Consider the following 10,928-nt stretch of genomic DNA (forward strand, 5'->3'; position numbering starts at 1 on the left):
GGTGGTATTTTGGCGTGGGGTCAGCAAGGTTAGTTCCACCCCGGGCTATTTTGCGGTCGGTCAGAACTCTTTTTTGGCAATAAAACGCCAGCGCCAGCCGGATAATTCCGGGTTGTTGGTGACAGGTTTGGATAAATCGATGCTGATAATGCTGCCGCGGCTGGCGTGGCTTGGCAGCAGCCGAAGGCCGATGCCATAACCGTATAAACGCCCCTGGTCCAGTTCAATTTGCTGATCCGGATTATCCCAGGCGCGGCCGGCATCAACAAAAGCGGCAATGGCCACATCAAATAGCTGATATACATGCCAGGGGGTAATGTAGCGGTATTCACTGCTGGCAATTATGGCTTTATCGCCGGTTTGATAATAGAGCGGGAAAGCCCGCATGCCTTCATCACCGCCAATAGCAATACGTTCATCGCGAAACAAATTTTCACCAAAGGCTACCCGCAGCTGACTGAGCCACACCTGATTGTCACTCAGATGTTTGATATACCGCAGTTGAGTGTTGAATAAACGCTGTTGCGGCAGTTCAGTGGCGTCCAGCAGATTTACATCGCTATTGAGCACCAGCCAGCTGCTTTGCCCCACAGCCCAGGTTTTATTCAGGAACAGCTGATACTGCATACCGGCACTATAAGCGCCCAGACCTGTGCTGAGCGCGCCGACCCGGGCGCCAAACTGCCAGCCAAAATTAATATCTTCTACTCTATTAAACAGATAAAAATTATGTAGTTTCTGGTAGTTGGATTCAAACCATTCAAAACCGAGCCAGACCTGGGATAAATCCCGGTCCGGTGGGGGCGCCAGGGTGGAATATTCATTGGCGTCAAAGTGGCGGTCGTCCAGCTTTACCCCCACACTAAGCCTTTGCACTGTATGACCCTGTTGGCTGAGTTTCCAGCCGGTATCGACCGACAGATATTGTACTTTGCTCTGATATTCGTTGTAGACGTCTCCGCGCTGATACTCACTGATGTCTTTGATATCTTTAAAAACTTCAAAACCATAACTGCGCTCGCTGCCAAGCTGATAAAAAGGTTTGTTCAGCCGGAACTGGTAAGTTTCACCGTCGGAATTGTCGGCATATTGCAGCGCAGTCTGCCAGTGGCTGCCGCCAATATTGGGCGATAAAAACCGGGTTTTGTAACCATGGCGTTCGCTGTCGCTGAAATACTCCACCATCAGCTGATTGCCGGTGCCCCACAAGTTGTCTTCGGCAAAACCCAGATTAGTTTTGGTTTCGCCGCCTTCATGGCCAAGCGAAATTTTTGGCAATAACGACCAGTTGTCCCAGCTGCTGACTTTTACTTTGACTGTGTTGTCGGCCGGGCAATAGTGGCTGACGCTGACTTCGGCATGACGCAGATAGCGGCGGCTGCGCAGCAACCGTTCGGTTTCATTTAATAAAGCCGGATCAAGCCGCTGACCGGTTTGGAACAATAAATCGTCGCGGATGGCCTGTTCGCTGGTGATCACATGGTAGTCGTTGGCAAGATAATGAAACCAGACCACGTGATGTTTGTTCAGATCAAAAATGTCGTTGCGTTGCAGTTCAATGGCAGCAATGGTCCAGTCCGCAGTTTTCCCCGGTAACGGCTGTTCAGCATTCACTGCAATACAATCAGCTGCCTGCAGTTGCTGGCAGATTAACAACAGGAGTGTGACACATCGTCTGATCATTCTTGTATCCTCACAAACTGCATCAGAGGTTGACCCATCATATCAGCGCTTGGTTCATCTTGTCGTTTTTGCTGTTAAAAAATCAAGAAATATCAAAGCGGTGGGAAAAGCTCTGCTAAAAGTTTAGCAGAGCAATACAGCAGATTTTATTGTTCGGCTTTTTTTAGCGATTTCAGTAAAGCGACCTGAGAGGGACTGAGCCGGATCACGCTGCCCGGATAAACCCGGCCTGCCGGATAGTCCCAATCTTTTGGTCTGGACTCAGCCACTACTTCTTTAAAACTATTGCAGACTTTTGTGGAAGGTTTGCTGCCGAGCTTTTTGACATAAGCTTTTAAATAATCATCACTGACGCCTTCATTGGCCAGCACACAATACCCCTCTGTGGAATACACCACTTCTTCAGAGTCTTCTGCCTTGAGATTTGACGTTACCAGGAGTCCCGCAATTAAACAGAGATACAGACTTTTTTTCATATTTTTCCTCTTCTTAGTCAACCACGCCTGAGCGGCGTTGTTTTAAACCTAGCTCACTTTCAGCCAAGCGCCAGCCAGAGGCTTTTGCTGGTTCTACCTGGTGCTGATTGCATGGCCGAAAAAAAGCCGATACACTGCCGCCGCAAAACCAAGGGGTGCGAAAGCTGAGATGCCTAAAGGCAAACCCTATGAACCTGATCCGGATCATGCCGGCGGAGGGATGGTGTCTTTGACTTCCTTATACGCAGATGATCCATTTTTCTCACTGGAGTCATCTGTCGATGCGTCTGAAATCTGCTGTTTCTGTTATTGCCGTTGCGGTTTCCACTGTCGTTGCCCCTTATGCTGTTGCCGATGCGGCCGAGCAAGCTATTGAACGTTTGAGCATTAAAGGGGATTTTCGTCAGTCTTCACTGAACCAGTTACCCGGCAGTGTGGCGCTGATTTCAGAGCAGGACATTAAACGTCAGCACGCGCAGCATCTGGACGATGTATTGCAGCAACTGGGCAACGTTAATTTTGCTGCTGGTGCATCACGCGGCCGTTATCTGCAGATGCGCGGTATAGGTGAGCGCAGTGAGTTTGTTGACAGTATTAACCCGTCTGTGGGTGTGCTGGTGGACGGCATTGATTATTCGCTGCTGGGGTTACCTTCGTTGTTGGATGCGCAGCAGCTTGAGGTGTTTCGCGGCCCTGAAGCCACCCGTTTTGGTGCCAATGCCATGGCAGGTATGCTGAATTTTGTCAGTAGCGAGCCGGTATTTGAGCAAAGTACCAGTTTGTCGGCAAGCCTTGCCAACTACAGCAGCAATCAACTGAGCCTGGTGCATAACAACAGTGTGTCGGAACAGTTTGCCTTCAGGTTGGCGGCTGAACATCAGTCATCTGATGGTTTTATCAACAACCAGTTTTTAAACCGCGATGACACCAACAATATTGATGAAAATCATCTGCATACAAAATTCCGTTATCTGGTGTCAGAGCAGCTGACGCTGGATGCAGTGCTGAATCTGCACGATATCAACAATGGCTATGATGCCTTTTCACTGGACAGAAACAGAACCACTTTGTCGGACGAGCCAGGGCAGGATAATCAGGATATTGCCGCAGCTATGCTCAAAGCCCGTTATACCGGCTGGCAATTTGCCGAGTCTGTGACGCAGTTCAGTGTGCTGCACGCTGACAGCGACTATGGTTTTGACGAAGACTGGAGTTTTCAGGGCATTCACCCTGATGGTTATGCGACGACTGATCAATACCTGCGCGAGCGGCAAAATTACAGCCTGGACCATCGTTTTGTGGCGCTGGACCAAAGCTGGGTTAGCGGCGTTTATTTGAGTTCACAAGAAACCGATTTAAACCGCAATTATGGCGACTCATTTGCCAAAGAAATTTATCCGTTTTTCAGCGAGCTGAAACGGCAGAATATCGCCTGGTATCTGGAAAGTCAGCATCAGCTGGCTCCTGACGTGAAGCTGACGGCTGGACTCAGAGCCGAGCGTTATCAGGATGACTATCAGGACAGTAACCTGATTATGCAGGACGGTGATGACTGGATGTGGGGCGGCAAGTTAAGCCTGGATTACCAGCTGACACCACAAAGCATGGTGTATCTGCTGGGTTCCCGTGGTTATAAAGTCGGTGGTATTAATGGTGAGGCGCTTGCCAAAGCGATGGATCCAAAAAACAGCAGCATTGCTGACTTTTTAAAAGCCCGTCCAACTTTTTCGCCTGAAACTTTGTGGAATGCTGAGTTTGGTGTGAAGGCCGCCACTGCAGAGCAGATGCTGGTCAGTCGTGTTGCTGCATTTTATATGTGGCGTGACGATATGCAGGTAAATGGCTGGGTCAATCGTGGCACTAAGTTTATTGGTTATTTAAGTAATGCCGGCAGTGGCCGTAACTATGGTATTGAAATGGAAAACCGCCTGCAGCTGTTGCCGACGCTGACGCTTTTTGCCAACGCCAGCGTGCTGCACAGCGAGATCCGTGATTTTGTTACCGAACAGGGCATTGATCAGACGGGTCGCGAGCAAGCGCATGCGCCGGATTTTCAATATAGCCTGGCACTGGAATGGGCCATGCTGGATAACCTGCAGCTGAACACTGGCTTGCAACATAAAGCCGGGTATTTTTATTCAGATTCCCACAGCGCCAAAGCAGACAACATGACATTGCTGAACCTGAAACTGAGTTATCAGCTGGATGCATTAGAGCTTGCGCTGTGGAGCCGCAACGCGCTGGATGAAGAATATGGCGTACGTGGATTTTATTTTGGCAACGACCCAAGGGATGGTTATCAAGACCATGTGTACGAACAGTTTGGCGAACCGCGCCGTGTTGGCGTCAGTGCCAGTTATCAGTTTTAAGGAGTGAGTTGATGCAACTTTCTATCGAAATCAGTAAATACCCGCTCACCGCTGAATATATCGAACCTATTGTTGGTTTTATTGCTGAGCTCAACCGTGAACCCGGCTTGATTGTGGTGACCAATACCATGAGCACTCAGATATTTGGCGAATACGACACCGTGATGGCGGCGCTGCAGCGTTGTATTAAATGGTCCTTTGAACGTTATGGCAAAGTGGTGTTTGTGGTGAAGTTTATTCATGGTGATTTACGGCCATGAATGAGCTGGTAAGCGGTATTCTTGCTGGCTGGCAACTGCAAACCAGCATTGAATTGCTTGCAACTGTGCTGGCGCTGGCTTACACAGTGCTGGCCATTCGCCACAGTTTATGGTGCTGGCCGGCGGCATTGATCAGCACCTTATTAACCCTGCAAATTATGCTGCAGTCACGGCTTTTTACCGACGCTTTGTTGCAGCTGTATTATGCCGGTATGGCGCTGTATGGCTGGTGGAACTGGCAGAAAATGCGCCAGCACAGCCATGGCGTGCCACAAACTGTGGTGGAATGGCGGCTGTCACAACACTTGCTGCTGATAGGCGGTACTTTTAGTGCCGGTTTGTTGCTGGGTTATCTGATGGCAAATTACACCAGTACTGATTTTGCCTATCTGGGCGCTCAGGTCAGTTGTTTTGCCGTGGTCAGCACCTGGCTGGTGGCACAAAAAGTGGTGTCGAACTGGCTGTACTGGGTAGTGATTGATGCGGTGTCTATTTATATCTATCTGCAAAAAGATTTGTATTTTTTCAGTGCACTTTTTGTTATTTATACCGTCATCGCAGCGGTAGGGTACCTAGCATGGCGCAGCAGCTATCAAGTTCAGCAGAACAACAAATCTGGCATCTGTGTCAGCGGTTAGAATTTTTTGCTTATCATCTGCCGCTGGCGCTGCAAAAACTCGCCACCAGCAGTACCAACGATAACTATTATATTCACACCCAGCGTGGCCATTATTTGCTTCGGCATTATGCCCCTTTTGTGGAAGGGGTGTGCCGCCAGCAGGAGCTGCGTTGTCAGCACGCTGCTGCCGCTGTTGGCGTTGCTCCGGCCCCCCTTTGTCTGAATAATCATCAGCGCATGCTGGTCAGTGAATTTTTAACCCGCAGCCGGCATTTTGACTGGACTTTGCATCATGGTGAACTGATGCAACTGGTAGAAAAACTGGTGCGGTTACACCGGCTTACAGTGCAAACCCCTGAGTTACAACCTTTGTTGTATTTGCAGCAGTTATACGACGACTTGCCCGAGCCTAACAGGCTGCAGTTGCCACAGGATATATTTGCTTTGTTACAGCAAGCCGCCGGGGAATTTATACAGCTGCCCACTGACATTGTGCTTTGTCATATGGATTTGCACAGCGGAAATATTTTGTTGCAGCAACAACGCATCTGGTTGATTGATTTTGAATATTGCCAGCGGGCAGACAGCAGTTTTGATTTGGCGGCTTTGGCGCTGAATTTACAGATGAGTGCAGCCGAAGAGCAGGCGATGCTGGATTTTTATCTGCAGTACCGGCCGCAGGCAGCCACTGGGTTACATCAGAGGTTAAAGCTGGCAAAACAGTTGTATAGCGGATTTTGCTGGTTATGGTATCTGACGTTGCCGGACCACAGTGACAAGGCGGAGCAGGCGCTGAAAAAACTGCGGCAACTGTTGTTGCCGCAATGATTGGTGATTAGATCCCACCCAGACGTTCGGCCAGCGTTTTGTAACGTTTTACATCGTCTTCTTCAAACATTGGTTTGCCGTTGGCGTCTTTACCTGCGGCGACCAGCAGATTTTCCCTTGCCAGTCGTTCTACCCGAATTTCCTGAATTGCCAGAAAAGCGGCCACTTCAGCTACTGTCATTAATGCCATGATCATGTCTCTACGTTATTGAGCTTTATAATATAAGCCTAAAATTTGCTGTTTGTGAATAGCTTATAAGTGCTTGTTGCCATTACAGGATAAACGCTTTCGCAGCAGCTTGTGTATTTGACGCAAAGGCTAGAGCAATTGTATGCACTGTGTTAACTTTTGGTGTCGTAAAAGCAATAACTGCACGAAGCACATTAATTAAGAGAACTTCTGATGGCAAAAATAATGCAAACCATATGCTCCGGCATCATGGTATTTGGGGTAATGCAAATGGCGTGGGCTGAAACCGCAGCTCCTGTGGCTGCACAAAAACCTTATGTGGTGAAATCACCCAATGGTGACAGGGTTGATCCTTATTATTGGCTCAGGGATGACAAAAGGCAGGCGCCTGAAGTGTTGTCTTACCTCAATGCCGAGAATAAATATTATCAGGATTATGCAGCCAAATACGCTGAGCTGAACAAGCAGCTGTCAGCAGAAATTATCGGTAGGGTGAAGCAGGATGACAGTGCAGTGCCTGCGATCAAAGGGGATTATTCTTATTACAGCCGCTTTGAGACAGGTAAACAGTACCCGATTTATGCCCGCAAACCTAAGGCCGGTGGCGCCGAGCAGATTATGCTGGATGTCAATAAAATGGCTGAAGGCAAAGACTTTTATCAGGTCAGCAATTATCAGGTAAGCCCCAATCAGCAACTGCTGGCTTATGCCGAAGACACCACGGGTCGTCGCAATTACACACTGAAAATCCGCGATTTACGCACCGGGCAGGATCTGCCCGACACCTTGACCGGTATGGATGCATCTCTTGCCTGGTCGGCTGATAGTCAATCTTTGTTTTATATTGAAAAAGACAAACAAACTTTACTTGGCAACAAAGTAAAACGCCATCAGCTTGGCCAGGATAACAGCAAAGATGAGCTGTTATATGAAGAAAAAGACACCAGCTTTTATATGGGGGTTGGTAACAGCGGCGATGACCAGTATGTGGTGATATGGCTTGGCAGCACAGTGTCGAATGAAATGCTGGTGCTGAAAAGTGACGACAAGAGTGGCAAGTTCCGCACTGTGGCGCCGCGTCAGCGCGATTTTAAATACGACATTGAGCATATGGGTAACCGCTGGGTGATCAGAACCGACTGGAATGCGCCGAATTACCGGCTGATGACAGTGGCCGATGACCAGATAGGTGACAGAGCGCGCTGGCAGGAATTGCTGGCGCATGATCCTAAAGTGTTTATCGAGTCTTTTCAGTTATTTAAAGACTATATTGCGGTGAATGTGCGCAATGATGGTTTAAATAAAGTGCAGGTGATGCCCTGGGTTGATCTGAAAAAAGCCAGTTACATCGATTCAGGTGAAGCAGCTTATGTGGCTTACACTAACGTCAATTATCAGCAAGACACCGAATGGTTGCGTTACAGCTATACCTCGTTAACCACACCTTCGTCTATCTATGAAATGAATATGCGCACCGGCGAAAAACGCCTGTTAAAAGAGCAGGAAGTGCTGGGTGGTTTTGATAAAAACAATTATCAAACTGAGCGGGTGTGGGCGACAGCAACAGATGGCACCAAAATTCCGGTCAGTTTGCTGTACAAAAAAGGCCTGAAAAAAGACGGTACCGCGCCTTTGTACCAATATGCCTATGGCTCTTACGGCAGTTCCAGCAGCCCAAGCTTTAAAGCGCCGGTGTTGTCCCTGGTCGACCGTGGTTTTGTTTATGCAATCGCTCATATCCGGGGTGGCCAGGAAATGGGCCGGCATTGGTATGAAGACGGCAAGTTGCTGAATAAAATCAATACGTTCACCGACTTTATCGCCGTTACCGATTATCTGGTTGCTGAAAAATATGCTGCCAAAGATAAAGTCTTTGCGATGGGCGGCAGTGCCGGTGGTTTACTGATGGGGGCCATTGCCAATATGGCGCCGGAAAAATACCGCGGCATTTTGGCGCATGTGCCTTTTGTCGATGTGGTGACCACTATGCTGGATGAGTCTATCCCATTAACTACCAATGAGTTTGATGAGTGGGGCAACCCAAAGCAAAAAGCCTTTTATGACTATATGTTGTCATATTCACCTTATGATCAGGTGAAAAAACAGGCTTATCCGGCCATGCTGGTGACCACAGGTCTGCACGATTCACAGGTGCAGTATTTTGAACCGGCCAAATGGGTGGCTAAGTTACGCACCCACAAAACCGATAACAACCCGTTGTTATTCCGCACCAATATGGAAGCGGGTCATGGCGGTAAATCGGGCCGTTTCTCCCGCCTGAACGAAATTGCCGATGAATACGCTTTTGTCTTGTCGCTGTTGGCACAGCCCTAAGCGTTAAGCCAGCATTGTTCAGCACAAACGCCTGCATCGAGCAGGCGTTTTTTTGCCTGCAATTTGTCCGGCTATTCTTTCTCTGGTGGCATGTTGTGGCACTGCGGCAACAGGAACAAATGTTAGCTCTGTTTTAGCGGTTATTTTCCGCTTTGCTGCTTTAGTTAAATTTTCCGTTGTCTATCCGATTTCTGCTATTTGTTCATCGGGCTGTCATGGACATTCTGCAGTGAACTCGGTATAAGAAGCTGACATAGATAGCATTTTTGAGCATTTTGCCCATTTATACCCGCTCAGACCAACGCAGTGTTGCCAAGGTACGCTATCTTTGAACGGACAGGACAAATTCTGCTCCGCTGAAGGTCATAATAAAAACTATGGGTACAAACTATGAAAGCATCCGGCACCGCGCTCGCCATCTTTAACAACTTTCTCGGTCAGTCACCGAACTGGTACAAACTGACCATCATTATGTTTCTGTTTATCAATCCACTGGTTTTTATCAACCATCCTTATCTGGCCGGTTGGTTACTTGTGATTGAGTTTATTTTTACCCTGGCGATGGCGTTGAAGTGTTATCCACTGTTGCCGGGCGGTTTATTGGCCATTCAGGCTATTGCGATGGGCATGACCAGCACCAACAAAGTGATGCACGAAGTGACTATGAACATTGAGGTAATTTTGCTGTTGGTGTTTATGGTGGCTGGCATTCACTTTGTCAAAGATCTGCTGCTGTTTGTGTTTACCAAATTATTGATCCGGGTGCGGTCAAAAATTGGTATTTCAATGGCTTTTACTTTTATGGCGGCATTTTTGTCGGCATTCCTCGATGCCTTAACAGTGGTGGCAGTGGTTATCGCTGTTGGTATTGGTTTTTATGCGATTTATCACAAAATTTCGTCTGGTAAGGGCTTTGTCGACCCACATGATCACAGTGTGGACACTGAAGTGGCCGAATTATCGCGAGCCGATTTAGATGCATTTCGTGGTTTTTTACGAAACTTACTGATGCACGCCGGGGTGGGTACCGCATTGGGTGGAGTGTCCACTATGGTGGGCGAACCTCAAAACCTGATTATTGCTGCTGCTGTAGGTTGGGATTTTGCTGAATTTGCGCTGCGGATGAGTGCTGTGAGTGTGCCTATTCTGATCTGCGGTTTATTAACCACAGTGGTGGTAGAGAAATTCCGTATTTTTGATTTTGGTGTGCGCCTGCCAACCGCAGTGCAGGACGTACTTATTGCATACGATAAATACCAGACTGCCAAAATCACTTCATCCGACATCGCAAAACTCTGGGTGCAGGGCATTATTGCGGTGTTATTGATCCTGTGTCTGAGCCTGCATATTGCGTCAGTGGGTCTGATTGGCCTGATGGTGATTATTCTGGCCACCACCTTCTGCGGTGTGACTGACGAACATGCGATTGGCCATGCTTTTAAAGAAGCTTTGCCTTTTACCGCTTTATTGGTGGTGTTTTTCGCTATAGTGGCGGTGATTATCGACCAGCATTTGTTTACGCCGGTGATTGCCTGGGTACTGACCTTTGATGGTCAGTTGCAGTTGGCGATGTTATTCCTGGCGAACGGTGCTTTATCCATGGTCAGCGACAACGTCTTTGTTGGCACTGTGTATATCAATGAAGTCAAAGCGGCCTGGGAAGCAGGACGTATCAGCCGTGAACAGTTTGAGTTATTGGCCATTGCTATTAATACCGGCACCAACCTGCCAAGCGTAGCAACACCTAATGGTCAGGCGGCGTTTTTATTCCTGTTGACCAGTGCCTTAGCACCGCTGATCCGTCTGTCTTATGCCAAGATGGTGTGGATGGCAATTCCTTACACTATTGTGTTAACTGTTGTTGGTTTAACCTGCACTGTGTTTGTGTTGCCTGAAGTGACACACTGGTTTTATGACGCCGGCTGGATCCACCATTATGTACCTGGTGCGGCGGCTGTATCCGGACACTGATGTGACAAAAAGGCGGGGTTTTATCTTAGATAAAACCCCATTTATCCGATCTCTGCTTTAAAAAATGCAGGACAGGCATCAGATCCCTGCAGCATTATCACCTCATCTGTTTTTGGTTTTGCAGATGATCTCCTTGTGACCGGTTTGGCCCGAAGCAACGTAATGTGAATGGTATAGGCCCACTTAACAAAAGAGGAT

The 10,928-nt window shown here is 48.2% G+C and carries 9 protein-coding genes and 1 riboswitch; of the genes, 6 read left to right on the plus strand and 3 right to left on the minus strand.

Going from position 1 to position 10,928, the window contains the following annotated elements:
- Positions 1–60: 60 nt before the first annotated feature.
- Both N3Z11_RS09875 and N3Z11_RS09880 read right to left on the minus strand, forming a co-directional pair.
- Entirely contained in the window at positions 61–1,683 is a 1,623-nt protein-coding gene (locus tag N3Z11_RS09875; protein WP_260657010.1) for a BamA/TamA family outer membrane protein, read from the minus strand.
- Positions 1,684–1,829: 146 nt separating this feature from the next.
- Complete coding sequence (locus N3Z11_RS09880; RefSeq protein WP_260657011.1) at positions 1,830–2,159, minus strand: hypothetical protein; 330 nt, start codon at positions 2,157–2,159, stop codon at positions 1,830–1,832.
- A 141-nt stretch (positions 2,160–2,300) separates the two neighbouring features.
- A riboswitch (TPP riboswitch) is annotated at positions 2,301–2,397 on the plus strand.
- Between the two features lie 43 nt (positions 2,398–2,440).
- Between N3Z11_RS09880 and N3Z11_RS09885 the strand changes: the two genes are divergently transcribed.
- From N3Z11_RS09885 to N3Z11_RS09900, 4 genes are read left to right on the plus strand one after another with little or no spacing between them, the layout of a single operon-like run.
- Positions 2,441–4,528 carry a TonB-dependent receptor gene (locus tag N3Z11_RS09885; RefSeq protein WP_260657012.1) on the plus strand — a complete coding sequence of 696 codons (2,088 nt, stop codon included), beginning with the start codon at positions 2,441–2,443 and terminating at the stop codon, positions 4,526–4,528.
- A gap of 11 nt (positions 4,529–4,539) precedes the next feature.
- Positions 4,540–4,788 (plus strand): thiamine-binding protein, encoded by a 249-nt coding sequence (locus N3Z11_RS09890; protein WP_260657013.1) that lies wholly within the window; start codon positions 4,540–4,542, stop codon positions 4,786–4,788.
- Positions 4,785–5,426: a nicotinamide riboside transporter PnuC gene (pnuC, locus tag N3Z11_RS09895; RefSeq protein ID WP_260657014.1), complete on the plus strand. Its 642-nt coding sequence runs from the start codon at positions 4,785–4,787 to the stop codon at positions 5,424–5,426. The genes N3Z11_RS09890 and pnuC overlap by 4 nt, the downstream gene beginning before the upstream one ends.
- On the plus strand, positions 5,366–6,235 hold the full coding sequence (locus N3Z11_RS09900; RefSeq protein WP_260657015.1) for a phosphotransferase: 870 nt from the start codon (positions 5,366–5,368) through the stop codon (positions 6,233–6,235). Before pnuC ends, N3Z11_RS09900 begins: the two co-directional genes overlap by 61 nt.
- Before the next feature lie 7 nt (positions 6,236–6,242).
- On the opposite strand, the gene N3Z11_RS09905 is transcribed toward N3Z11_RS09900, so the two are convergent.
- Complete coding sequence (locus N3Z11_RS09905) at positions 6,243–6,425, minus strand: helix-turn-helix domain-containing protein (protein ID WP_260657016.1); 183 nt, start codon at positions 6,423–6,425, stop codon at positions 6,243–6,245.
- A 225-nt stretch (positions 6,426–6,650) separates the two neighbouring features.
- Here N3Z11_RS09905 and N3Z11_RS09910 point away from each other — a divergent pair, with 225 nt between their 5' ends.
- Together N3Z11_RS09910 and nhaB are read left to right on the plus strand one after the other, a co-directional pair.
- Positions 6,651–8,759: a S9 family peptidase gene (locus tag N3Z11_RS09910; RefSeq protein ID WP_260657017.1), complete on the plus strand. Its 2,109-nt coding sequence runs from the start codon at positions 6,651–6,653 to the stop codon at positions 8,757–8,759.
- 390 nt (positions 8,760–9,149) lie between these two features.
- Positions 9,150–10,730, plus strand: a complete 1,581-nt coding sequence (gene nhaB, locus N3Z11_RS09915) for a sodium/proton antiporter NhaB (protein WP_260657018.1) — start codon at positions 9,150–9,152, stop codon at positions 10,728–10,730.
- The last annotated feature ends 198 nt before the right edge of the window (positions 10,731–10,928 follow it).

Source organism: Rheinheimera sp. 4Y26 (assembly GCF_025245835.1).
Lineage (GTDB): Bacteria > Pseudomonadota > Gammaproteobacteria > Enterobacterales > Alteromonadaceae > Pararheinheimera.

Bases quoted from the DNA above. Each gene is read 5' to 3' on its own strand.
- N3Z11_RS09890 (WP_260657013.1), top strand. From the start codon at position 4,540: ATGCAACTTTCTATCGAAATCAGTAAATACCCGCTCACCGCTGAATAT.
- N3Z11_RS09880 (WP_260657011.1), bottom strand. From the start codon at position 2,159: ATGAAAAAAAGTCTGTATCTCTGTTTAATTGCGGGACTCCTGGTAACG.
- N3Z11_RS09910 (WP_260657017.1), top strand. From the start codon at position 6,651: ATGCAAACCATATGCTCCGGCATCATGGTATTTGGGGTAATGCAAATG.
- N3Z11_RS09905 (WP_260657016.1), bottom strand. From the start codon at position 6,425: ATGGCATTAATGACAGTAGCTGAAGTGGCCGCTTTTCTGGCAATTCAG.
- N3Z11_RS09885 (WP_260657012.1), top strand. From the start codon at position 2,441: ATGCGTCTGAAATCTGCTGTTTCTGTTATTGCCGTTGCGGTTTCCACT.
- N3Z11_RS09875 (WP_260657010.1), bottom strand. From the start codon at position 1,683: ATGATCAGACGATGTGTCACACTCCTGTTGTTAATCTGCCAGCAACTG.
- nhaB (WP_260657018.1), top strand. From the start codon at position 9,150: ATGAAAGCATCCGGCACCGCGCTCGCCATCTTTAACAACTTTCTCGGT.
- pnuC (WP_260657014.1), top strand. From the start codon at position 4,785: ATGAATGAGCTGGTAAGCGGTATTCTTGCTGGCTGGCAACTGCAAACC.
- N3Z11_RS09900 (WP_260657015.1), top strand. From the start codon at position 5,366: ATGGCGCAGCAGCTATCAAGTTCAGCAGAACAACAAATCTGGCATCTG.